Genomic DNA, 24,266 nt, shown 5'->3' on the forward strand with positions numbered 1-24,266 from the left:
TTCATTTTCACAGCTAAATAATTTAAAAAAAATTCATATTTAGAACCTTATTACTAGGTTCGTTTTTTTGAAGAATCTGCCTGCTACCTTGACAAATAGATGCTAAAAGTTGTATGATGATAGCAATTTAATACGCTTCTTATCAAGAAAGGTGGAGGGACTGGCCCTATGAAACCTTAGCAACCGGAAGTTGTTTTCACGGTGCTAATTCCAGCAGTATTTTGCGAAGATAAGCTAATGTTGAGTGAAAAGTTGTCTGTTCAGCCTTTCCTAGTATCGCTTTTCAAAGCTTGCTGGGAGAGGTTTTTTATTGTTTTCTTGATAGGCTCGCGTGAAAGGGGCAAAAGAATGGGAGAAAATTACCGATTTGAGACGATTCAAGTACACGGAGGTCATACGCCTGATAGTGCGACGAACGCTCGAGCAGTGCCGATTTACCAAACGACTTCGTATACGTTTAATGACACGGAACATGCCGCAGCGTTATTTGGGTTACAGGAAACAGGAAATATTTATACGCGCATTATGAATCCAACGACAGCTGTTTTTGAAGAGCGTTTGACATTGTTGGAAGGTGGAATTGGTGCGGTGGCGACGGCTTCTGGGATGGCTGCGATTACGTATGCGATTTTAAATATTGCAAGTAGTGGTGACCATATTGTTTCTGCTAGCACGCTTTATGGCGGGACTTACACGCTTTTCTCGCATACGTTCAAGGACTTTGGTATTGATGTATCATTTGTAGAGCCTGATGCTGTAGCGAATTTTGAGAATGCGGTTACGGATAACACGAAGGCGATTTTTATTGAGTCACTTGGAAACCCAGATATGAATATTGTGGATGTTCGGCAAGTGGCTGAGATTGCTCATAAACATGGGATTCCGCTTATTGTAGATAATACGTTTGCGACAGCTTATTTACATCGGCCGTTTGAATTCGGCGCGGATATCGTGGTTTACTCGGCAACGAAATTCATTGGTGGACACGGTGTGGCAATTGGTGGTGCCGTCATTGATGCCGGAACTTTCGATTGGAAAAACGGCAAATTCCCAAAACTAGTGGAACCTGATGTAAGCTATCACGGTCTTTCCTATGCGAATGATGTTGGCGCCGCTGCCTATATTACAAAATTACGCGTGAGTCTGTTGCGTGACACAGGTGCCGCAATTTCTCCATTCAACTCCTTCCTATTGATTCTAGGGCTTGAAACACTATCATTGAGGCTTGAAAAACATGTTTCTAATGCACAAAAAGTTGCGGAATATCTCGAAAGCCATGAAAAAGTAGCTTGGGTTAGCTATCCTGGTTTGAAATCAAACCGATACTATGATTTAGCGCAAACCTATTTTCCAAAAGGAGCGAGTTCGATTTTCTCTTTTGGAGTGAAAGATGGCTACGCGGCAGGAAAACAAGTTATTGAATCTGTGAAGCTGTTCTCGCACTTGGCGAATGTCGGTGATGCAAAATCGCTTATTATCCACCCTGCTTCGACAACACATCAACAATTAAGCATCGAGGAGCAAAAGGAAGCTGGCGTGAAACCAGAAACGATTCGCGTATCGATTGGCATCGAGAATGTGGAGGATATTATCGCTGACCTTGCCCAAGCGCTGGACAGTATTTAAGACTACTATATAGAAAAAGGTGATGGAGTTGGGAACGCTAAAACAAATACGACTTTTTGAAGATACGCCACTTATTTTAGAAAATGGCGAAAACAATCGGGCCAATTGATGTTGGTTTCGAGACTTATGGCGAATTATCCGCTACAAGAGACAATTGTATTCTGCTAGAACATGCATTAACTGGGACAGCACATGCCGCGAAACATTTTGAAGACGATGTAGCTGGATGGTGGGACGACTTTATTGGGACAGGAAAAACGCTTGATCCAGCTGATTATTTCTTAGTTTGTGCGAATGTGTTTGGTGGTTGCAGTGGGACAACTGGACCTTCTTCCGTTAATCCAAGGACAGATACAGCGTACCGTTTGAATTTTCCAGGCTTTTCGATTAAAGATATTGTTAAGGTCCAAAAAGCATTGCTTGACGCGCTTGGTGTGGTTCACGTGGTATCAGTCATTGGTGGTTCGATGGGCGGTATGCAAGCGACGCAATGGGCCATTGATTATCCCGAAATGACGGGGACTGTGATTAACTTAGCATCCCCACTTGCTGCAAGCCCGGAGGCGATTGGTTATAATTTAATTATGCGGATGGCGATTTTGAATGATCCTGATTTTAATGGTGGAAATTATGTTGGTCAACCAGAAGGTGGGCTTGCAACGGCACGGATGGTCGGGATGATGACCTATCGGACGAGTGAGCTTTTTTCTAAACGATTTGAGCGCTTCACAGTGGCTGACTCCTCACCTGGTGCTTTCTCAAAAGAGCATTTTCAGGTGGAATCGTATTTGCAATATCAAGGGGATACATTCGTGGAGCGCTTTGATGCGAATAGCTACCTGTACTTAACAAAAGCGATAGATTTATTCGATGTGACGGTAAATGGAATAAATGAAAAGCCATTGTTTGCGGATATTCAAATTCCTTATTTATTGGTCGGTGTAACAAGTGATCAATTATTTCGAATTAATGATTTGCGACGCGATTACGAGCTTTTGAAAGAATGGGATGTGCCGGTGACATATTATGAAGTAGATTCGGATTACGGGCATGATGCATTTTTAGTGGAGGTCGAGAAATTCCATCCGCTTATTAGCACTTTTTTGACACAGCATTCGCAACTGACGCTAAAAAATAAATAATTTTGGTATAAACTCTAGGTAAAGCAAGATTTTTCGTCTAGCCGTTTCCTTGCTAAGACGAAAATCTTGCTTGGCGTAAATCTAGTGAAAGCTTTTTTATTCTGAAAGTTTGGAGCGGAATAACATCCTCGCTCGGCTTTCGTTTGTCGCTAGTTTATCTGTGGTATGTTCTAGTCTCACTTTATTTTCTTGTTACTGGAATCCATACCTCGCACATAAAATCGGCTTTTGTTGTATCGCTGCCATCGTAGACTTCGATTTCAGGGCCGTTCGCATGAATGTAATCGCTTTCAGGTAGCCATGTTGAGAAAATTTGCTGCCAAGTAGCTTGAATAGCTTCTGGTAAGGCTCCAATGGATTTGAAAATTGCCCACTCCTGTGCGGAAACCTCGAAAACTTCCATCCCATCAACCTTCTGTCCGCTATACTCCGTCGCTATCCAATAGTCCATTTCTTGTTTCTCCGCTTGTTCTTTAGAAGCGCTACAAATTCCCATATATGAGGTTCCTAATTGACTGAGCTTCTCGATTGTTCCATTGGCATGTACTTCGTCCCAGAATTCTGGGATGTCTTCTAAATTCTTCCCTTGGCTATAGGTAAATACTTTTTTCACGCCGATTACTTGAAATTTATCATGCTTTACAATTATAGCATCCATTTAATCTCCTCCTCGATACGTTTATGTAAATAAGTATATCTTTTTTTTGATTCTAAATATATTAAAAACCCCCATCACAAATGTGATAGGAGTCTTTATTTTAATCTTTGTATATCGATTTCGTTCTATTCAGCCATGCATAACCAAGTCCGATGACCAAACCACCGCCGACGTAATTGCCGAGTAGGGCTAGAGAAAGATTGGTTGATACGCTGCCTAATGTCATACCAGGTACATGTCCACCTGATGAGAAGAAGGCTAGGGAGAAAGAAGAGAAATTCGCGATAACGTGCTCGAAGCCAAGGAATGCGAAGATAAAAATAATGAATACCATCGCGAAAACTTTTCCAGCATCATCTTTCATCCGCATGGTACAAATGACCGCCGTATTTACAACGATATTTGCAAAAATCGCTTCAATGAAAATCTGTAGTGGTTCTTTTTGTAGCTTACCTTCTACAGCTGTAAATAAGAAATGATCGGCTGGTAGAGCGTGAAATGCTGATGTTAGCGACATCAAGTAACCTGCTAAAATACCACCAATTAAATTACAAAAAATACAAAGAAATAAGATGCCTAAAGCTTTGCCAGGCTTAATAATTTTTTGGTAAACTCCAGTTGTCATATACATCATGTTACTGGTACCAAGTTCCGCGTTCATATAAATAATCATTACAAGTGACCAGCTGAACATGAAGGCGTAAACGATTTTTCCTAATCCGTGTGCGAAGTGATCTACTTTATCGCCAATCATTACCGCAACTGCTGTTCCAAGTGTTAGGAATAAACACGCTAGCATTGCACGGATAATATAGCGAATCACACTATTATGCACTAAATCGATTTTTTTGCGCGTACTATAATCGATTTTCTGCATCAATGTACTATTTTCTGCGTCCAAATTTTTCATCTCCATTAATTAGTTTTCATGCGCCACAACTTTTCTATTGTAGCACGAATTTCTTCGATTGAAAATAACCATTTAGCCGATTTTCTGAAAAATTTCTGAAAAAATTACTACATCTTATTTCATTATAAATTACAATTCCCAAACTGGTTATCTGCTAAACATAAAAAGAACCCAATGGAGATCCACCGAGTCAAGATTAGTTATGCGTTTACAGTGCTTTTTTCTGGTAAAATGCGTGTTCCTGCATTGCCGGCTAATGCATCTACCGCTGCGTCTAAAGAACAAATGATAGCTTCTTTTCCGGATTCAGCGAATGCGATTGCGGCTTCCATTTTTGGTCCCATACTACCATCTGCGAAATGGCCTTCTGTCATGTATTGTTTCGCTTCTTTGACGGGAACGCCTTCTAGTTTTTGTTGATTCGGTTCGCCGAAATGTAAGTAAACATTGCTTACGTCGGTTAGAATCATGAAGACGTCTGCTTCGACTTGTTCGGATAAGCGTAATGCGGAGCGGTCTTTGTCGATGACCGCTTCGACGCCTTTTAGATTGCCTGCTTCGTTTTGAACGACTGGAATGCCGCCTCCGCCTGTGGAAATAACGACGGTGTCTGTTGCGACTAGTTGTTTGATGGCTTCGACGCCGTGAATTTTCTTAGGTTGTGGTGAAGGGACAACGCGACGGTAGCCACGGCCGGCGTCTTCTGCCATTTTCCAGCCTTTTGTTTTTGCTAGTTCTTCGGCTTCCGATTCGGTATAGAATACGCCGATTGGTTTGGTTGGGTCTTGAAACGCCGGGTCACTTGCGCTAACTTCTGTTTGTGTTAGTAGCGTGATGACGTTTGTTGCTAGTTTTTTGCGAGCAAATTCGTTTTTTAAGGACTGTTCCATCATATAGCCGATGAAACCTTGTGATTCTGCGCTACACGCATCGATTGGAAGTGCTGGGACGAACTCCTTAGCTTCTTCGTTTTGGCGCAAAATATTGCCGACTTGTGGCCCATTACCATGTGTAACAATGACTTTATGGCCGGCTTCAGTGATTTCAGCGATTTTAGCGCAACTATCCTCGACGTTTTTTTAATTGATTTTCAAATGTTGCTTCTTGTTTTGGTTGCAGAATGGCATTTCCGCCAAGCGCGATAACTACTCGTTTTCCCATTGAAAATTCCTCCTTCATTGCGAGTGCGACACCTGCTATCGTGTCTATTCCCGATGTGTGTCCATTTTGATAAATACGCTGCGTCAAGGCTTGTGTGTCTTCGCCCGTTTGGAACGCTTTATAAAGTGCTATTAATGTGTCGCTAAATTGGCCTTTTAATGCATATTTCAGGTAGGTCTGGCTAATGTCTGTGGTGAGCTGTTCAGTTGTAATCAGCCGTTGGAGTGTCTCCGTAAATGTGTCGCTCACATGATCCACTAGCAAAATTCCGACGAGCATGTCGTCACCAGAAGGCGTCAAGCCACTGCCTCGACCTATAAAATAACGCAAGGTTTGTTCTATAAATGCTTCATCCCGACTTTTTATTGCTTTGGCGAGTTCGCATGTTTTTGGTTGTGCTAGTAGTGTGTTTATGGTAATGCCGAATCCATTTTGGGTGGTTTCTTGCAAAACTTGGTTTAAAAAGATTGGATTTGGCATTATTGGTGCATTTTGAAGCGAACTTGTGTATTTTGTAGCTGTGGAAATATTGATTTTAATGGATGATTGGTGGTGAAGCAGCCAGCCGTCATTATACGCAAATTGTTGGTCGGTTTGAATCGTAGCTTGGCTCCTAGCAATGTCCGTCTCGGAAATTTGGATGGCAAATGGTAACTTGCCGTTTTTGTCTGTGCCGACAAAGATGAGTTCGCCGTTATTTTCGAGATTGAAGCCATTGTTAAACACGCTATGGACGTGCCACGTTTTTGCGTTTTCAAGTAATTCGACAACATGTTGAGCTATGTTTTCGGCTTGGATGACTGGCATAATACTTCACCTCCTTCTTTTTAAACGGTTAAGCCTAGTTTTTCAGCGTAGGCTGTGATTGCTTTTTCAAAACATGCGACTGGTGGATTTACTGTTCCAGCGCCGATTTGACCGATTCCTGCTTTTTTGTGGGCAATACCGGTGTTGATGACTGGTGTAATGCCAGTTTCTACGACTTTACGAGCGTCAATGCCTAGGCAAATACCTTGGAAATCCCATGTTGGCACGGTGAAATTCGGATTTTGATCGATGACGATTTCAAGCATTTCGTTACTTGTTTTTAATGCGTCGCCGAAACCACCTGTTCCAACAAAACGAGTCACGGCTGGAGCCGCAATCATTGCCATACCGCCAACGCCGAATGTTTCTGTAATCGCGCTGTCCCCGATATCTGGGTTCGCGTCTTCGCCTGAATAACCTGTGAAATAAAGGCCTTGTGGTGTGTTAACGGGTGCTGTGAACCACTCGTCTCCCATGCCACTGATGCGAATTCCGAAGTTCTCGCCATTTCGGCACATCGCCGTAACAATCGTTCCTTCTTGAATCATCCGCGCGCCGTCCATCACTGCTTTTGCAGAAGCCATCATGATATTTAAGAAGAACTGATCTGTATCTGCTAAAAATTTAATCACTTCTTGGCGTTGCTTTTCGTCAATATCTAAGCTCACGATAATTGGGCTAACTTCTTTCAAAAATACAAGGGATGCCGCGATATTCCGTTGGTGGAACTCGTCTCCCATCGCGATTGCTTTTGCGACGATAACGTTTAAGTTCATGCCTTCGTCTAGTGCTTGTAAGGCTTTTCCTAATACTGGACCAAGGACGTCACGCATCCAGCGCAAGCGATTGACAACGTCCTCTGAATAAGCGCCGAATCTTAATACTGCGCCGATTCCTTCGTTCATGGTACAGTACGCGCGATTGCCATCTGTACGGTTTTCCACGACAACGACTGGCATATTTGCGGATGTGATACCTCCCATTGGTCCAACCGCATCCACGTGATGGCACGGAATAAAGCGAACTTCGCCGTTTTCTAACATCGCACGAGCTTCGTCCTCGCCTGTTGCCCATTCTTCAAAAAGTGCTGCACCAACACATGATCCTTGCATTGGGCTCGTCATGTTTTCCCATTTGATCGGAGGGCCCGCATGAAGTAATACTTTCCCTTCGTTTAATTCTGCGATAACTGATTTAGCTGGAACGACATCGAGTAAAAATGGCGCAGAGGCAACAATTTTATCAGCTACAGCTCGGTTTGCTTCATCAATAGTTTGGTAGTTTGTCATGCTTTCTTCCTCCTCAAAAATCTATTTTACGTCCGCCGTTTCCGCACGGTAACTGTTTAAGAATTGTAAGACTTTTTGTAGTTTCGCGTCGCCACCAGCAACTGGGCGCCAATCGAATTGGACAACTCGTCCGCCAGTTTCTGTGATCGCTTCGGCAAAACTTTTTAATCCGACATTGATGACGCGTGGTTGTTTTGCGAGTAGGTCTAGCATTGCGTCTGATGCGTTTAGCTGTGGCGCTGTTGTTTCGCTGTCTACTTTTTGGATGGCTTTGTCATTGTCTTCTACTTTATGACCGACTAATTCAAGACCTGTTCTGACTGCTTCGTTGTTGCTATCTTTTACGATAACGCCTGCTGCTTCTAATGTTTGGCGCTGTTCGTTATAATCTTGTGGATCTTGCAATGTGCCGCAAACTGTTCCAATAACTGCGATTTCACGCCCAGCTTCTTTCGCTTTTGCAATCACTTCTTTGATTGCCGGCGCTAATTGTCCCGCCATGTCTTCGTGCGAGCCATAACCCAGTACCACGTCTAGCAAAATAACAGCGGTTTCTGGGTCGTTTGCCGCGTCACGAATGAACGCAATCCGTTTTTCAGGGTCAATCATTGGGTGTGGCTTTCCTTGCGTGTAAATATCATCGCCTAAATCGATGACTTCATGCCCCTCAGTTTTCAAAATGTAGCCGTCTTGCTTGATAAGTCCCTCTTTTAAAGCAAGAGCATCCGCAATAAGCATTGCTGCCTCTGACGCCAATGTTCCGCCTGAATAATAGCCTTTTAGGTGTTTTTGTTCTGGCGTGAAGCTTATGTTTGGAACGTCTATTGTTGTTTGCGTTGCGGTTACTTCTTGACCTTTTGCCAGTTGAACCGCAATGCGTGCCGTTTCTTCTAATGTGTAGGCGTGATATAGATTTTCCTCATGGTACGTTGGTTTTTCGCCTAAGAAAATCGTTACCGCTGGCTTGCTGATTGTACGTAATAATGCCAAAACTTTATCGCGAATCGCTTTTGCAGGTGGCTTAGAGATAACGACAATCACGTCTGTATCTGCTTGTTTGTCTAGTGCTGCAATCGCATCTAGCATCGTAATTCCGCCGACTGTCTCAGATAGATCACGTCCACCTGTTCCAATCGCGTTGGTAACACCACCGCCAAGACGATCAATAATCGTTGAAACTTCTTGAATTCCAGTTCCAGACGCGCCAACAATCCCGATGTTTCCTGGTTTCACAACGTTTGTAAATGCCATTGGTACACCGTTCACGATTCCCGTTCCGCAGTCAGGTCCCATTACGAGTAACCCTTTTTCGTGGGCTTTTTGCTTCAAGCGTAGCTCTTCTTCAATCGGCACATTATCGCTGAAAATAAAAGCGTGTAAGCCCTCATCTAGCGCACGATCTGCTTCTGAGGCCGCGTATGTTCCAGGAATCGAAATAAGTGCCATGTTCGCGTCAGGATCTAATTTCATTGCTTTATCCCAAGTCCGTGCTGTTTCCGTTTCATTGCTACTTTCCTTCGTTGCTTGGCTTGCTAAGAACGCATCCACTTCTGTCAAAATTTCATCCAAAATCGACGCATCGTCTGTGTCTACCACAATCGCCATATCGTTTGCCGATGCTTTTTCTAATTCTTCCGTACGAAGACCTGAGCTTCCAAAAATATCTTTATTCGCAGGTGTTCCCATCATGATAGAAACTCGATTCACGCCTGCAATCGTTGAAATTTTATTCGTAAGTAGCATCAAAACTACCGAGTCTTGATATGCATTTTCTTTAATAATTGTGTGTAACATTGCTTGCTCACCTCTCCTTATTCCGCAAATTTATTTTTACCATCATAATTGTCAAAATGAATCGCATCCGAAATTAAGTATTCATATATATCATCCACGATTTCAATTCCATTTTCTTCGTAAGCCTTCTCGCGCAACCGTCCACGTTCCCCAGGATAATACACGCGATCAGAATCTGGAGCTGGTTTAACAGCCGTTACCTCATCTAAGAGCTCCGACATATTGGCCTTAAACGCCTCCATATCCGTGAAAAACGCTGGATTAATCACGATATGTAGTTGTCCCAAATCGCGTCCTTTCGACAAATCCGCGTACATCGAGCTTACATGTTTTCCAAATGGCAGTCCTAGCAAAATGCCAGACAAAACGTCCACCATCATCATCAAGCCGTACCCTTTCGGTCCAGCAATTGGCAACAATGCGTTCACCTTCATCGGATCCGTCGTCGCCGCACCATCCGCATCCACAGCCCACGTCGGTGGAATCGCTTCCCCGCGTGATCTCGCATGCAACACTTTACCCCATGCTTGCACTGTCGTCGCCATATCAAACGTCAATGTCCTTCCATCTGCTGTCGGCGCTGCAAATGCAATTGGATTCGTCCCAAAATAGTCTTCCGCTCCGCCAAATGGCACAACCATCGGATCAGATTGGCAAACAGAAAGCGCTACAAAATCGCAATTCGCCGCCTGTTCCACAAAATAAGCTAGCGCGCCACTATGCGACATATTTTTCACGCCGACAACAGCTACACCGTTCTTGCCAGCAATCCGAATCGCTTCTTCCATTGCCAATTTGGCCGCAACATGACCAGAACCATTATCCCCATGAAAAATACCGCTCGTCGGCCCCGTTTGTTCAAAGCGAAACTCCGGACGATTCGTAATTCCACCTTTTGCAATACGTTCCGAGTAATACTCCACACGAACTGCTCCATGTGAGTGAATACCGCGCGCGTCAGCGAATGCCAACACATCTGCGACAATATCCGCATGTTCTTCCGTCAAGCCAGCCCGCTCTATTTTTGTTTGAATCAGTTGATGCAAATCTTCTTTTGAAACTCGCATTCTGTTTGCCCCTCCCCGTTCTTATCTCTACTCTTGTTTTGCGAAAAGCCCAGCATGGTCGTATTGATTGAAATGGACTGTATCGCTAATCAAGTAGTCATAAACATCTTTGACAATCGGTATACCTACATCTGCATAGTCAGTTTCGACAAGTTCCGCTAATTCGCCTGGATAAAGCACTTTATCGAATCCTGGCGCTGGTTTTGTCGCATGCAATTCGTTCACCATCTGCGCAATATTTTCCTTAAATTCCTTCAAAGATGTGAAAAACGCTGGGTTAATAACGATATGCAGTTGGCCCAAATTACGCCCTGCTGTTAAATCCGTGTACATGGACGACACCCGTTTACCAAATGGTAGCCCTAGCAAAATACCGGATAAAATGTCCACCATCATCATCAAGCCGTACCCTTTTGGTCCAGCGACTGGTAGTAACGCATTTACCTGATCAGGATCCGTCGTTGGTTCCCCGTTCGCGTCCACTGCCCACGTTGGCGGAATTTCCACACCTTTAGAGCGCGCATCTAAAATCTTACCCCATGCTTGAACTGTAGTCGCCATATCAAAAATAACAGGCTCACCATCCGCACGCGGCGCTGCAAATGCAATTGGATTTGTTCCAAAATAAGGTTCAGCCCCACCAAACGGTACTACCATCGGATCAGACTGACAAACCGAAATTGCAACCATATCTTGATCCGCCGCTTGTTTTACAAAATACGCTAACGCACCGCTATGCCCCATTTCATGTACGCCGACAATCCCAACACCCGTTTCCTGCGCCAGTTGAATCGCTTCGTCCATTGCTCTACGCGCCGCGACATGTCCAACACCATTATCAGCTTCAAAAATGCCAGAACTTGGTCCCGTCTTGTTAAATGCAAATTTCGGATCAAGCGTTGTGCCGCCTTTTGCGATACGTTCTGCATAATAGTCCACACGAACTGCTCCATGTGAGTGAATACCGCGTGCATCAGCAAATGCTAGTGATTCCGCTACGCCATCTGCATGCTCTTCTGAAAGTCCTGCCGCTTCTAATTTATGTTGAATTAAATCGTGTAAATCATGTTTTCTTACTCGAATCATTTGTGGTTCTTTCACACCAATTCCCTACTTTCCTATAATTGTGGATCGCGATTACAGTCTTTGGAATACAAGTAACTAAATGCCTCGCCACGTCCGACGGCATACGTTGCTTGTGGTACATACGCACCCATGAATAAATAATCTCCTTTTTTAACTGGTACCCATTCGTTGTCCAAATTGTAGATGCCTTCACCTGATAACATATACGCACCGTGTTCTTGATAATGCGTTTCAATATAACCGTGACAAGCGCCTGGCTCGAAGCTTAAAATATGGAAATTCATATCAAAACCTAAATCTGCTGGCAATAAGTTTTGCAAAATAACGTCTTCCATGCCTTCATAAGCGATTTTTTCAAGGTTCGCCACGTTATTTACAACAACATGTGTTTCGTAACCTGCCACCGCTTCGTATTTCTTCTTGTAAAGGAATGCTTCGCTGTTTGCACCGCCATTACTATTCGCAAATTTCAACATAACGCCTGCGGGGCAATAAATATAGCCACCTGCTTCTAGCGTATGTTCTGCTTCGTCTGCCCAAACAGTGATTTTACCTTCTAAGCAATAGAAAAACGTCTCAATGCCTTCGTCGCCAAACCCAGCTTTGTTTTGGCCACCATCAAGCAATGTAATAATATAATCAACGAATGTTGCGCCAAGTTTCGGTGTTGCTAAAATCGACAATTCGCAGTTTTCAAAACCAGGAATCGAGTTATTAACTAAACCGTCTGGCGGGATAATCGCATAATTTGCACGCTTAATCACAGAACGTGATGCTAAAATATCATTCACATAACCCGTATTTTTATTTCTGTAACCCATCTTAAAAAACCTCGCTTTTCTCTTAATAAATATAGTCGGAACCAGCGTTATCAGACACTGATTCCGTTATTTTTTTACGCTATTTTTTTACTTCTGATATTGGCAATTAGGAAAACAGCCGCTCCGATGATTAGAATGATTGCTGAAATATAGAATCCCATTACTTTTGAACCTGTGGAGTCAGAAATAACACCTGTTAGGAATGGTGCGATAACTGATGAGCTCATGCCGAAGAAGTTGAATACCCCGAAGGAAGTACCATATCCTTTTTTCGGCGCGCTGTCTGCTACGTAGGAAATCAAGATTGGTTCCACGGCTAATTTACCTAGTAATCCATAAAGAATCAGACCGACAAGTAGTATGCCTGATGTTGGCGCTAATACGGTTAACATCAACATTAACGCCGCAGCAACTGTTAAGCTAATGATAAAGATGACTTTTTTCGTGCGGAATTTATCGGACATCCGGCTGAAGAATAGCGCCCCTGGAATCGCTGAGAAAGCAACTAAGGCAGAAGAAAATCCGATAGCAACACCTTGGAAACCACGTTCTTGTTGTAGGAAAGATGGCAACCAAGTTACGACCATGTAGTAACCGTAACACGTTGCGAAATATAGAATGTAGGATGCGATCATACGACCTGTAAACAAGTTTTTGATTGGTGCTTTTTCTTTTGGTGCGGCTTTTTCTTTTGCAACCGCTGTACGATCCACTTTTGGCGAGCTTTTAATAACACTTGCAAAAACAAAGATCATTACAACGATCAGTCCTGCGATAATGAAAAGCATGATTTGCCAGTTCATTCCTACCGATTTAACGAGTAGACTGGAAGCAATTAAACCAATACCCATACCGAGTGCGGACCCGCTATTGATGATTGCAGTGGAAAGACCACGTTTTTCTGGCGGGATATTTTCAGAGGAAAGCGAGTATGCTGAACCGTAGTAAGAACCACAGCCTAGGCCTGCTAGCAAGCTTCCCAAATAAATCATTGGCAAGTTTTGCGCTGTTCCGATAATAATTGCAGCAATCGCGAACAGAGAGAAACCTGGAATTAGTACGACTTTTTTACCGAACTTATCAACTAAAATACCTGCTGGAATCTGCATCCCAGTATAAGCAAAGAAGTAGAAACTGGCGATTAGCCCCATCTCCGCGTCTGAATGCTGTCCAATTGTTTGTTGCATTTCTGGGAAAATCGGCGTTAAAACACTACGATAAATCCAGATGACAACCCAACCTAAACATAAAATAATGATGATTTGCTGCCAATACTGGAGCCCCTTTTTTCATTGTTGCCGTTTCGTTTTCCATTTTGTCCACTCCCTATTTATACGCTAACTCATATAGCGCTTCAGTTAATGCTTTAACACCTTCTACAAGGTCTTCTGTTTTTGTATCTTCTGCTGGATTGTGGCTGATACCGCCAATACTTGGCACGAAGAACATCGCCGTTGGAACACGTGGTGCAAAAATTTGTGAATCATGACCTGCTCCACTGTGCATAACGCGGTAGTTCAATCCTTCTTTTTCACAAACGCTTTCCAATACGGAAACAACATGTGCATCCATCGGAACTGGATTTTCGTCCATCCACAAATCAATCGAAATATCGATGCCCATTTCTGCGCAAATGTCTTTCATGTCTTGCTCTACTTCTTTTGTAAAGCTGTGCAAAACTTCTTTGTCGGTGTGGCGGCAGTCCATTGTGAACAGCGTTTCGCCTGGTACGACATTGACTGTATTTGGTTTGGGCTCTACTTTTCCGAATGTGAGTACGAGTGGATCGCCTAATTTCTTCGCTTTATCGATGGATTGCGTCACGATTTTGCTAAATGCGTAAACCGTGTCTTTGCGGTAGCCCATCGGTGTTGTTCCTGCGTGATTGGACTCGCCGTTTAGCACGATTGTGTAGCGACGTTGGCCAGCGATGCTGTTTACAACGCCTACTGCTTTGCCTTCGTTCTCCAATACGTTTCCTTGTTCGATATGAATTTCGACAAACGCTTTAATATCCTCGCGTAACGGTTTTGTTTCATCGCGGAAATCAAATCCTGCACCGCGCATGGCATCCGTGAATTTCACACCTTCAAAATCAGCCACGTCTGCCATTTCAGCTTTTTGTGCTAGCCCAAAGAAGTTCTTACTTCCCCAGAAAACGTATGGGAAACGGCTACCTTCTTCTTCTGCCATCGAAATAACTTCTAGGTTGCGAAGTGGTTGTCCGTGTTTTTCTTTCAAATATTTGATCGCCAAGTATGCTGCTAGAACTCCAAATTGACCGTCTAACTTCCCACCGTTGACTACGGTATCAATATGCGAACCAGACATAATTGTTTCGTCTTTATATGTAGAACCTTCTACACGCCCAAACAAATTACCGATGTCGTCGAAATACGTTGTAAACCCAGCCTCATCCATTTTTTGCTTCACGCCATTTTGGGCTTCTACCCACGAATCTGAGTAAAGCAAACGCGTCGTTCCACCAGTTGGATCAGCACCGATACTAGAAAGCCATGTTACGTTTTCTGCTACATCTTGATATATTTTATCCATTGTTAAAAGTCCACCCTTCCTTGCGATTTTATTTCATTTTTAGCTACTACCAAAGTGTAAGCGTTTTAAGTTTTGATTGCATCGTTTAAAAGCGATAAAAGAGTCGCATGCAATTTGTTCATTGTGACCAATCAGACCCTTAAAATTGTTAACAATGATTATACTGCTTACCTTTAGTATAGCATCGCCACTTTGTTTTGGTCATAATCGCCAACCAGTTGAGATTTCGCCGAACCTATGTTACGCTTTTCCCATCAAAAAAAGGAGTGGATTCCATTGCAAACAGTCATTTTCGCGAAAAAAAATAACGTCGAACTAAAGGGCGATTTTTACAAAAGTCCGCGTTCTGACGCAGCAAAAACAATTATTTATTTTCATGGTGGTGGTCTAATTTGGGGACTACGAAATGATTTGCCAGAAGACTATCGACATCTATTACTAGAAGCAGGTTATCACTTTTTTGCAGTCGATTATCGATTGGCGCCGGAAACGAAATTGCCGGATATTTATGAAGATGCGCAAGATGCCATTCTATGGTTCGAGGCGAATGCCCACACAGAGTTTGGAGTGTCGAATGCCTTTGTGCTTTTTGGACGTTCTGCTGGCGCTTATTTGGCGCTTCAACTGGCAGCTGATGCAATGTTACCGAATGCAGACGCGGTGTTATCATTCTACGGCTATCCATCGATTCGTGCGGACTGGTATCAAACACCGAGCGCTCATTATGCAAAACTGCCAACGATTTCTGCTGAATTGAAAGATGCACTGATAGGTCAAGACGAATTAACGGAAGGCTTCATTGAAAAACGGTACGCCCTCTACATATATTGTCGCCAAACTGGGAAATGGTTAGATGAAGTATTCGGTTCTATTAATGAAAGCAATTTAGATGCGTTTTGTTTAGAAAAAATGCGCGATTTCAGTTTTTTGCCGCCCGTATTTATTGCACATAGCATGACTGATCAAGATGTACCATACAGTGAAGCCGAGAAACTAGCGAAGTCAATATTCGAGAGTGAGTTTTATACCGTGCATGATTTAGAACATGATTTTGATAAAAATACAGTTGATGGTTTGCCCGCCTACAAACAAGCTGTAGCGTTTTTAGATACCTATACAAAACCATAAAAGGTTCCCCTCAAAAGATTTAGAATCCTATTATAGATAGCATCTAGTATAGAATGGTTTATCGGCCACCAACAAGATTAGCATTCTTTCCACTGAAGCACATACTCGTCTGGCCTAATTTCTAGCCATTGCAATAAGTCTGCTAATTTTTGGGCATCTGTGAAAAAAGGCGCTAAACCATTTTATACTAAAGTTTATTTTCTTACCTAAAAAACCTGAACTCTATTCCCAATTATCTTTTCAATCTCGCGGAATACCCCCTCTCTATTCTTACAACTAGATAAAACATATTTATATCGATGTTTTTTATACATTCCCTCTTAAGAAAAAGAATTATTTATTACTTTTATAAACCGAATTCAAAATATAATACTTGCTTTCAGACGTTGTTTTTTCAACAAAAACCTCTTTAAATAAGTGTCAATCAGGGAAAACAGATTATTAAGCAAGCAAAAAACTTGCTTTTTTTTTTTGTTATATATCATTATGGTATCGTTATCGACATTACTTTTCATAGAAACGCACACTAATTATTAGATAGGAGCGCATCATCACATGGTTGTATCAATTTTAAAAAAAGCAGACAAGAAGTTGAAAAAATTATTAGAATTAACAAGTTATCTGTGTAATTCAAAAAAATCATCCATTAGAGCTATTAGTCTTTCTTTAAACCGTTCCAGAAGCAGTATCCAAAATGATATTCAAGAAATTAAACAAATCCTTCCAAGTAGTTGGACTCTCCAAGTTGATCCTTATTCAGGCGTTGAACTTATTAAACCCTTTAACCAAACGGAGAATGACCTAATTGCTTTTTTTGTACAAAAAAGTTTAGTTTTCCAACTGGTATTTGCACCTTTTAGAAATCAATTTAGTACAATTGCAGAAGCCTCTGATGCGTTATTTGTTTCCAAGAAAGCACTCTATGACCTGATTAGCCAACTAAATATGGCATTAGAGACTCACAAATTAGTATTTGATAAAAAAAAGTCTTACTATCACCGGAAAAGAAGAAGTTGTACGAAATTTTTACTTATGTTTACTAACCTACTCCGATGATGCCGACTTAATAAGCCTTTACCCTTTAGCACACGAAGAGTTACTAAAGGAATTAGGAATTCATTTACCGGCATACGCAATTAGACTATTAAATATATGCTGCATTGTTGCGACAGTGAGAAAAGACACCCCCGTCGGACCAACAAACTTAAAGCCTTTGCCTGAAAACAATTTTGAAATCACCAAATTCTTATTATCTATTCAATATCAACAGCGGCTAGCATTTCATGAAAATGATAGAGCATGGCTGTTATCAAAATTCATACAAATCATTTTTCAAGAACAGCCTGTGAAAGAATATGACTCATTCAAGTTATTAGAACAACAAGTTTCTAAGTTCGAATCTCTAATTCCAGCAAATATGGCAAAAGAGCCATCATTTATCAAAATGATTAGTCATCACATTATGTCAAAACTATATTTTTCGGATACCTCTTTCCATGGGTGGAATGAATTCACATTGGAAGAAAGCAAATTTATTAAATCTCATCCCGTTTTATTTTCTAGAATCATTTCGATTTATTCGCAGCTTGATCCACCTTTTAATAATATCTCAGCGACTGATGTTGATATTATTTTTCAAACAGCACTTTTTATTCGTGACATGTTACCAGAACCCGATAAAAAAATTCCTACTGTCTACGTATCCATTAAGAAAGGTATATCTTATGAAAACCACTGCATTCAATTATTTAATGCGCAATTCCAACCATGGCTATTTAAACCTCTAAATACTAAAACAACATTACATGAGGTTGGAGATGAGGAAATTATCATTACTGATTACCCATTACTATTAGAACATTCGAACAATATTCTAGTATCCCCTAAACCGACGGAACTAGACTTAGTGCTAATAGAAAAATTTTTGAATAGTCATTCACGACATGAGAATTCAGACTTTGTATTATATTAGACTATTAAAAACAGATTCAACATTTACTCTAATGGGAGATTACATGCCTAATGAGGAAGAATTTATTAATATTTTACCTAATATAAACCATAAAGTAGCTGAAAATAGAATTTCAAACTATTTTAGGCACCTTTACTAAAAGTAATAAATATAACTTTAATACTAAAAAACCTGTAAAATGTGACTAGAATATGAACAAAGGCAATACTGATTAGGACTATACCAATTATATAATTTGCTAATAACAAGACATTTTCACAACAAAAAAAGGGATATACCTCTTCTAATTTATTTTTGCTGTTTTTAAATTTTCTGCATAACGGGGCTCTTCTTTTAAAAAAAGGTATTCAATATTACCAAATTTATCATGTACTTTCCAACATCTGCATGATAGGATAGAGCCCTATTACAAATAAAAGGAGATGTTCCAATGAAACAGCAAAAAAAATGGAGAAAGTTAGCAATAGCTAGCATGTCTGGACTACTAATTGCGGGATTAGTTGCACCAACATTTGCACATGCAGCGCCAGTCACAAACAAGGCGCAAACGAATGGAGCAAATGCGTTAAAGTCAACTATTCAAGACAAAAATTTAGTACAGGATCCAAATTTCACATCATTTACAAATGATAAAGACACTGGCTGGGTTTATATGAGTCAGGTAGGTATGGGAAATGCTACAAATATGCCACTTATACCAAATGGGGGTGGATATGATATCCAAAATAGCACCAACGATCACCTTTTAGGGTATACAGAACATGTTGATATTAATGGAGAAGCAGGGGTTCAAGTAGATAATAAACCAACTTCTACGGCTACGTATGTTTATGTACAGCAAAAAGTGACCAATTTAATTCCTGGACAAACGTATCACCTAACGGCAGACTATCGCCTACTATCCTCGGATTTGGATAATCCAGCTGGTTCCCCTTACAAACCAAACGTATTAGCTTTAATTGTTGATAACGCAGGGGATCAACAATTAGTAAAACAAGATGAACTAGACAATACCGATAATGAATGGCGCACATACGATTATACTTTTCAAGCTGGCGGTACAGAAGCAGAACTAGCTTTCTTATCATTCGCTCGTACAGTAGATTTTGCAGAACAATCGAAAATGACGACCCAATATAAAAATGTAAAACTTATCAATGCTGATCAACTTCCTCCAGATGTGCCAACAATTAATGATTTAACTACAGAATCGACAAGCGCAACTGGGAAAGCAGAGCCTAATTCTGATATTACATTAACAGTTAACGGCGAAGTCATTGGCACTGGTAAAACTGATGATGATGGTAATTACACAGTTGCTATTACACCACAGCCAGCCAACGCAGTCGTTCAAGCTACTGCCACAGACACTGCAGGAAATGTCAGTGACCCCGCATCTACAGTCGTTGCTTCCCTTAATAATTCTGCTATTGGCGGAACAGTAACGGATGATGCTACAGGAAATGGATTACCAAATACTCGCGTGGAACTGCATGATGTAGATGGTAACCTGCTTGATTTTCAACAAACAGACAGCAATGGTCAATACAATTTTACAGGCCTAGCATCTGGCAACTACTATACAAAAGTAATTATTCCAAGTGACTACGAATATGTCACAGGTAATGGCTATGGTAGTGATGGTAACAGTAATTACATTCAACTAGATGGCGAAAATAAAATTACAGATTACAACATTACGCTAGGTAAAAAAGAGCCCTTAAATACTGTTGACTGGATTTACAATAAAGATGCATCCAATAATCGCGTTATTGCAGATGGTGATAATATTTCTGTTTACGACAACTACACAGATGCTTACAATAATCATAATTTGAACTTTGATTTAAAAGATAGTGATGGCAATGCTCTTGATCCTAGAAATTACACCATCACTTCTAGCAACACATCTGTTGCAAAAATTATACTCGGAAATAATGGTGCATTACTTTACGCAGCAACAATTGAAGGCCCTGGAACAAGTGTTATTACCATTAAAGACAGCAAAGGGAACACAATTCGTCAATATACAATCAACATCCATGCTAGCGTTCAAGATGTGAAATGGAATTACAATAAAGATGGTATTTCACGTCCAGTAAACACAAATGGCGTTCTTGAGATTCCAAACACGTACATGAATCAATACAATACACCACACGTTGATCTTCAATTTTACAATAGTGCTGGTAAATTAGTTCAGCCAAAAGGATATACGGTAACCTTCTCTGATCCAAGTATTGCAACAGCGGACCAATCTGATCCAAACCTTATCGCGCTGGTGCATAATCAGAAAACTGGTAGCACGAATGTAACAATCCGTGATGAACAAGGCAATGTTGTTCGCTCATTTACTTTCACTGTTACAGCGCCTGCAGTTGCAGCAACAGACATTAACCTATCAACAACAAATATCAATACAACCGTTAATGCTACAGGTAAAATCAATGCAACCGTTTCTCCAGCAAATGCAACAAACAAAACGCTAAGCTACACACCAGCAGACCCTAGTATCATTACAGTAGATGCGAATGGTAACTGGACAGCGAAAAAAGCAGGAACAACGACGATTGCAGTGAAAACAACAGACGGTTCTAACATCACAAAAACTGTCAATGTGACTGTTACTGACCCGAATGCTATCGCTAGTGTAAAATGGAACTTCAATAAAGATGGCGTTTCACGTCCAGTCAATAATAATGGCATTCTTGAAATTCCAAACACGTATATGAATCAATACAATAAACCACACGTTGATCTTCAGTTCTACAACAGTGCGGGCGCATTGGTTCAACCAAAAGGATATACTGTTTCCTTCTCTGACCCTACTATTGCAAGAGCAGACCAATCAGATCCAAACCTTATTGCTCTGGTGCATAATGACAAAGCTGGTAGCACAAATGTAACGATTCGCGATGCGCAAGGTAATGTCGTCCGTTCATTTACCTTTACTGTCACTGGAAAAAGCATTGCCGATCGGTTGAAGAGCGCAGACGTGGAACTTGTCAACAATCGTCCAAATGCAGGTAGTACTGGAACAAATGCGTACATCTACCCACATGTAGCAGATGTACCTGCGGGTGTCACGTACTCCATTGAAACATACAATACGAAAACAGGTGCCTTCTTCTCTAATATCGTAGTTGGTACTACAGATGGCACGTATCACCAAGTTCTCCATAATACTGCTAATCCGACTGCAGCTTGGGCTCAAGGAATGACTATCAAAGTCTATGCAACGTATCAAGGTGTGAAATATCTTGTTTTAGAAGGACCATCTTCTAATTACTACTCTGTACAAACCACACACGTTTGGAAAGACTAACCACAGCTTTAAAAATTTAAGGCTAACAATCTGATTCCAATAGAAAACATAAAAAGACTGTCTCAATAAGCGAATTATAGCTAATTGACACAGTCTTTTTATGTTTTCTAAATTATATGACGATAATTCCACTTTTATAGTTCTCTTTCTTATTCCTCTCATAAATAATGCCTAACAATAGTCCTTATTAATCCGAAATTGCTTCGCTTTATTTGACTGTAGTAAGAATCCTTCTCGTTGTAGTTTTTCAAGTAGGGTTTTTCCTGTATTGAAGCTTAGGCCGAAGTAGCTAATGACGGTCTTTTTGCTGAAACAACTCGGTAGCACTATTGCTTCTCCATCTAGTTGGCCGAAATTTTTCGCTAAATCGATTAGCATTTTTTTAGAACGATTGCTTCCTTTGAGATGTAAATGTAGGCAACTTTTTTGGACACGTTTTTGTTCTGCTTGGTTTAATAGGTATAAGTATAGCCAGCCTTCTTGTAAACCCATCAGTATATCCATAATCTCTTCCTTTACAAATAGCAAGACTTCGACCTTTTCCATTGCTACTATGGTATATGGCTGAATATCATTAAATAAGAACGTCTCCAGCCCGAGAAAATGTCCCTCTTTTTCAAAGCCAAAAATGTTTTCGTCCTGCGTAAACGCTACAATGCCGCGCTTAATAAAATACACCTGTTCATTTTCTTCCCCTTCTTCTACGAGTACTTGGTTTTTATTCATCGTTTTTTCTATAGGCGTCAGTTGATATTTATTCATCAAAAGGCTAATCAGTCTTGATTCGCTGAATAAGCGTTCAATTTCTTCTCTATTATAAAGCTCCATTAAACCTTTCAAAACAACACCTCTAATCAAAAACTAGTTTCTGAAATATAGTCCCGAAGCGCCTCCATATCTAGTACAGTCCACGGCTTTGGTTTGATACGAATAATTCTTCGGCCTGCTAATCTACGTAGCAAAACTGAAATATATTCTCGTTTTAAATTACAATAGTTTGCAATATCATACTGCGTGAAAATGGATTCTATTTGAATTTCGCCATTTTTCTCCGTTCCAAATTTATCTGCTTAATTTTTTTTATACATATGCTCACTCGTGCTGCCGCGTTGTAGTGATACTCATCCATACGTTCGACTAATAAATGATTATAAAAACCAGAACTAGAATTTCCTTCCAACTCTATTTCTTCCAAATCAAGAGCCGTCCGCGCGTAAAAATCTAAGTCGCCATTTACAACTATATAGTCGCCTACACCGAGATAAGTTAGAACACTTGCTGCTTTCGTTTGTACTTCCACAATACCGCTTTTAATCAAAAATGCTTTATCTTTCTCTGAAAATACCAATTTTTGCTTACCGAAAAATGTTCTATTTTTCCATACTATATTCATTTCTATACGTTCCTCCTTTAGATATACAAACGTTCCACTATAAATTTTGATCTAAATTTTGAATTAAATGAAAGTGCGGACTCCCTTTTGCATGACTGTTTATTAACATTTCTTCAATCGTATTGAAGTCACGAATAGAAGGTAATGGCGTGATAACAACAAGTGGTTTTGTTAACTTTTCTATTTCGGTATCACTAATCACAAAATCAATAGTCCTGAGATCAATGGCGTACAGTTCATCCAAGTAATCAAGCGTTTGAATTTCCATTCTGCGCCCAAATTTTGCTCGCAATACATCCACTAAGAAATGAGTCCAAATAGGCCCTTTATTTGTGAATAATAATATCTTCTTAACATCAAGATTATTCTGAATAGAAGCTAGAAATAATACTGTCTCGATGATATTGCTTTCCGACTCTATTTGATACAAGGGAGATTGCCGATCAAACCAGCGATAATGTGCCACTACCTGTTCATAAAGACTTTTAAATCTGGTCTTCACTTCCAAAAAAAGCTTCTCATCTTCGTAGTATAAATAATCCTTTTTCTCCTCTTGCTCACCGAAAAATCGTAGCTGGCAATTAATTAAATCTAAGAATGCTTGGTTTTTTTCCAAATCAGTGCCTGCTATTTGCCCTAATTTTTCAGCTAATGCAGTGAATCCTTCTACATTTTCAATAATGCTATAATCCAGCATTCTCACTTTTCTTCGACTCATATAATGCTGAAACATGTGACTTAAAAAGAGTTGTTCTTCAATTGGTAGAGACATTCCTAACATATCTTTTAGTTTTCGATTGAACGAAAATATTATAAATGCTGCGCTATGGTTCATATCTTCTTGCATCAGAGTAGTTGCTGAAATGGTCTTTTTTTTTTGAGAGCGATAGACACAAATAGCGACGAATAATACGATTTTCTTTTTCTCGATAAAGGAGAAGTTGGCTTGTGTTAAATTGTCTAATTGAATCACATGCTCATGAATCATGGTGAGCAAGTCTTTCTGAAAAATCGAGTTAATTGCTTGTACTTCTGAGAATAGGTGAAAAAAGAAAGTTCGAATGTCTTCTTCTTTTCCTCGTATGTGAAATGGACTTTTAGAAATCGTAATGCCATCTTTTTTCAAAAAAACTCGTTGGCTTTGCGAATCATTCTATACAATGATGGTATGGACGTATAGCTTTGTTGTGCGATTGTCTGTAGGTTAGATGCTTGTTCTCGAAATCCTAACTCCAGCATTTTGAACATTAGTGTATTGGTAATCCACGTATGAATAATCGCTTGAATTGATTGATCTATCGGCTTGATAAGTAGAATACCTTTGTATGCTTGGTGTGCAATCTCCCAGCCAGTTGGTAAGGAACTTTGTAACTCTTCCACGTAGCGGCGAGCTGTGGAAACTGTCACATCTAAATCCACTGCTATTTTTTTTATGGAATACCATGTAATTGTCTCGTCCAGTGTTGTTAGTAGTTGTACCATTTGATTTGTCTTTTTTTCAATTTGCAAAAGAACCTTTGTAACTCCCATT

19 protein-coding genes, 3 pseudogenes and 1 riboswitch are annotated in these 24,266 nt (G+C 40.6%); of the genes and pseudogenes, 6 read left to right on the top strand and 16 right to left on the bottom strand.

Features of this window, described 5'->3' with window-relative positions; all coding sequences use genetic code 11:
- Window positions 1-136 precede the first annotated feature (136 nt).
- A riboswitch (SAM riboswitch) is annotated at window positions 137-236 on the top strand.
- Window positions 237-348: 112 nt separating this feature from the next.
- Entirely contained in the window at window positions 349-1,626 is a 1,278-nt protein-coding gene (locus tag PRIP_RS06320; RefSeq protein WP_036100194.1) for an O-acetylhomoserine aminocarboxypropyltransferase/cysteine synthase family protein, read from the top strand.
- A 22-nt stretch (window positions 1,627-1,648) separates the two neighbouring features.
- Window positions 1,649-2,768 (top strand): annotated as a pseudogene (gene metX, locus PRIP_RS06325) (homoserine O-acetyltransferase MetX).
- A gap of 181 nt (window positions 2,769-2,949) precedes the next feature.
- Here metX and PRIP_RS06330 read toward each other — a convergent pair.
- The 11 genes and pseudogenes from PRIP_RS06330 to allC all read right to left on the bottom strand — a co-directional run bounded on the left by PRIP_RS06330 (window position 2,950) and on the right by allC (window position 14,917).
- Window positions 2,950-3,426 (bottom strand): GyrI-like domain-containing protein, encoded by a 477-nt coding sequence (locus tag PRIP_RS06330; RefSeq protein WP_036100196.1) that lies wholly within the window; start codon window positions 3,424-3,426, stop codon window positions 2,950-2,952.
- Between the two features lie 100 nt (window positions 3,427-3,526).
- The gene (locus PRIP_RS06335) at window positions 3,527-4,327 is read right to left on the bottom strand and encodes a formate/nitrite transporter family protein (RefSeq protein ID WP_036100198.1); all 801 of its coding nucleotides are present in this window, start codon (window positions 4,325-4,327) and stop codon (window positions 3,527-3,529) included.
- 209 nt (window positions 4,328-4,536) lie between these two features.
- A pseudogene (gene arcC / locus PRIP_RS06340) lies at window positions 4,537-5,497 on the bottom strand (carbamate kinase).
- 30 nt (window positions 5,498-5,527) lie between these two features.
- Window positions 5,528-6,304, bottom strand: a pseudogene (locus PRIP_RS18075) (oxamate carbamoyltransferase subunit AllH family protein); the annotation flags it as partial.
- 20 nt (window positions 6,305-6,324) lie between these two features.
- Window positions 6,325-7,593 (bottom strand): YlbE family protein, encoded by a 1,269-nt coding sequence (locus tag PRIP_RS06345; RefSeq protein ID WP_036100199.1) that lies wholly within the window; start codon window positions 7,591-7,593, stop codon window positions 6,325-6,327.
- A 21-nt stretch (window positions 7,594-7,614) separates the two neighbouring features.
- Window positions 7,615-9,387 (bottom strand): acyl-CoA synthetase FdrA, encoded by a 1,773-nt coding sequence (fdrA, locus tag PRIP_RS06350; RefSeq protein WP_036100201.1) that lies wholly within the window; start codon window positions 9,385-9,387, stop codon window positions 7,615-7,617.
- A 17-nt stretch (window positions 9,388-9,404) separates the two neighbouring features.
- Complete coding sequence (gene allD, locus PRIP_RS06355) at window positions 9,405-10,454, bottom strand: ureidoglycolate dehydrogenase (RefSeq protein ID WP_036100202.1); 1,050 nt, start codon at window positions 10,452-10,454, stop codon at window positions 9,405-9,407.
- Window positions 10,455-10,481: 27 nt separating this feature from the next.
- Window positions 10,482-11,537, bottom strand: coding sequence for an ureidoglycolate dehydrogenase (gene allD / locus PRIP_RS06360; protein ID WP_036100544.1), 1,056 nt, complete (start codon window positions 11,535-11,537; stop codon window positions 10,482-10,484).
- Window positions 11,538-11,572: 35 nt separating this feature from the next.
- Window positions 11,573-12,361 carry a (S)-ureidoglycine aminohydrolase gene (gene allE, locus PRIP_RS06365; protein ID WP_036100203.1) on the bottom strand — a complete coding sequence of 263 codons (789 nt, stop codon included), beginning with the start codon at window positions 12,359-12,361 and terminating at the stop codon, window positions 11,573-11,575.
- Between the two features lie 74 nt (window positions 12,362-12,435).
- Window positions 12,436-13,548 carry an MFS transporter gene (locus tag PRIP_RS06370; RefSeq protein ID WP_241434098.1) on the bottom strand — a complete coding sequence of 371 codons (1,113 nt, stop codon included), beginning with the start codon at window positions 13,546-13,548 and terminating at the stop codon, window positions 12,436-12,438.
- A 139-nt stretch (window positions 13,549-13,687) separates the two neighbouring features.
- The gene (allC, locus tag PRIP_RS06375) at window positions 13,688-14,917 is read right to left on the bottom strand and encodes an allantoate deiminase (protein ID WP_036100205.1); all 1,230 of its coding nucleotides are present in this window, start codon (window positions 14,915-14,917) and stop codon (window positions 13,688-13,690) included.
- A 276-nt stretch (window positions 14,918-15,193) separates the two neighbouring features.
- Here allC and PRIP_RS06380 point away from each other — a divergent pair, with 276 nt between their 5' ends.
- The 4 genes from PRIP_RS06380 (at window position 15,194) to PRIP_RS06395 (ending at window position 21,342) form a co-directional block, all read left to right on the top strand.
- The gene (locus tag PRIP_RS06380) at window positions 15,194-16,045 is read left to right on the top strand and encodes an alpha/beta hydrolase (RefSeq protein ID WP_052008764.1); all 852 of its coding nucleotides are present in this window, start codon (window positions 15,194-15,196) and stop codon (window positions 16,043-16,045) included.
- A 555-nt stretch (window positions 16,046-16,600) separates the two neighbouring features.
- On the top strand, window positions 16,601-17,101 hold the full coding sequence (locus tag PRIP_RS06385) for a helix-turn-helix domain-containing protein (protein WP_036100207.1): 501 nt from the start codon (window positions 16,601-16,603) through the stop codon (window positions 17,099-17,101).
- 115 nt (window positions 17,102-17,216) lie between these two features.
- Window positions 17,217-18,017, top strand: coding sequence for a hypothetical protein (locus tag PRIP_RS06390; RefSeq protein ID WP_149023773.1), 801 nt, complete (start codon window positions 17,217-17,219; stop codon window positions 18,015-18,017).
- Between the two features lie 430 nt (window positions 18,018-18,447).
- A complete protein-coding gene (locus PRIP_RS06395; protein WP_036100209.1) occupies window positions 18,448-21,342 on the top strand; it encodes an Ig-like domain-containing protein in 2,895 nt (964 codons plus the stop codon).
- A gap of 171 nt (window positions 21,343-21,513) precedes the next feature.
- Here PRIP_RS06395 and PRIP_RS06400 read toward each other — a convergent pair whose 3' ends face one another.
- From PRIP_RS06400 to PRIP_RS17925, 5 genes are read right to left on the bottom strand one after another with little or no spacing between them, the layout of a single operon-like run.
- A complete protein-coding gene (locus PRIP_RS06400) occupies window positions 21,514-22,182 on the bottom strand; it encodes a Crp/Fnr family transcriptional regulator (RefSeq protein ID WP_149023774.1) in 669 nt (222 codons plus the stop codon).
- Window positions 22,183-22,196: 14 nt separating this feature from the next.
- Entirely contained in the window at window positions 22,197-22,379 is a 183-nt protein-coding gene (locus PRIP_RS18215) for a helix-turn-helix domain-containing protein (RefSeq protein ID WP_077912924.1), read from the bottom strand.
- A complete protein-coding gene (locus PRIP_RS06405) occupies window positions 22,370-22,735 on the bottom strand; it encodes a hypothetical protein (protein WP_036100212.1) in 366 nt (121 codons plus the stop codon). Before PRIP_RS06405 ends, PRIP_RS18215 begins: the two co-directional genes overlap by 10 nt.
- Before the next feature lie 37 nt (window positions 22,736-22,772).
- Window positions 22,773-23,861, bottom strand: coding sequence for a BglG family transcription antiterminator (locus PRIP_RS06410; RefSeq protein ID WP_036100214.1), 1,089 nt, complete (start codon window positions 23,859-23,861; stop codon window positions 22,773-22,775).
- Window positions 23,858-24,265, bottom strand: a complete 408-nt coding sequence (locus PRIP_RS17925; protein WP_036100215.1) for a helix-turn-helix domain-containing protein — start codon at window positions 24,263-24,265, stop codon at window positions 23,858-23,860. The genes PRIP_RS06410 and PRIP_RS17925 overlap by 4 nt, the downstream gene beginning before the upstream one ends.
- Window position 24,266: the final 1 nt, after the last annotated feature.

It is taken from the genome of Paenilisteria riparia FSL S10-1204 (genome assembly GCF_000525995.1).
Lineage (GTDB): Bacteria > Bacillota > Bacilli > Lactobacillales > Listeriaceae > Listeria_A > Listeria_A riparia.

Coding starts and splice junctions, on each gene's coding strand:
- PRIP_RS06320 (WP_036100194.1), top strand. CDS start 349: ATGGGAGAAAATTACCGATTTGAGACGATTCAAGTACACGGAGGTCAT.
- PRIP_RS06330 (WP_036100196.1), bottom strand. CDS start 3,426: ATGGATGCTATAATTGTAAAGCATGATAAATTTCAAGTAATCGGCGTG.
- PRIP_RS06345 (WP_036100199.1), bottom strand. CDS start 7,593: ATGACAAACTACCAAACTATTGATGAAGCAAACCGAGCTGTAGCTGAT.
- fdrA (WP_036100201.1), bottom strand. CDS start 9,387: ATGTTACACACAATTATTAAAGAAAATGCATATCAAGACTCGGTAGTT.
- allD (WP_036100202.1), bottom strand. CDS start 10,454: ATGCGAGTTTCAAAAGAAGATTTGCATCAACTGATTCAAACAAAAATA.
- allE (WP_036100203.1), bottom strand. CDS start 12,361: ATGGGTTACAGAAATAAAAATACGGGTTATGTGAATGATATTTTAGCA.
- PRIP_RS06370 (WP_241434098.1), bottom strand. CDS start 13,548: ATGCAACAAACAATTGGACAGCATTCAGACGCGGAGATGGGGCTAATC.
- allC (WP_036100205.1), bottom strand. CDS start 14,917: ATGGATAAAATATATCAAGATGTAGCAGAAAACGTAACATGGCTTTCT.
- PRIP_RS06385 (WP_036100207.1), top strand. CDS start 16,601: ATGGTTGTATCAATTTTAAAAAAAGCAGACAAGAAGTTGAAAAAATTA.
- PRIP_RS06395 (WP_036100209.1), top strand. CDS start 18,448: ATGAAACAGCAAAAAAAATGGAGAAAGTTAGCAATAGCTAGCATGTCT.
- PRIP_RS06405 (WP_036100212.1), bottom strand. CDS start 22,735: ATGAATATAGTATGGAAAAATAGAACATTTTTCGGTAAGCAAAAATTG.
- PRIP_RS17925 (WP_036100215.1), bottom strand. CDS start 24,265: ATGGGAGTTACAAAGGTTCTTTTGCAAATTGAAAAAAAGACAAATCAA.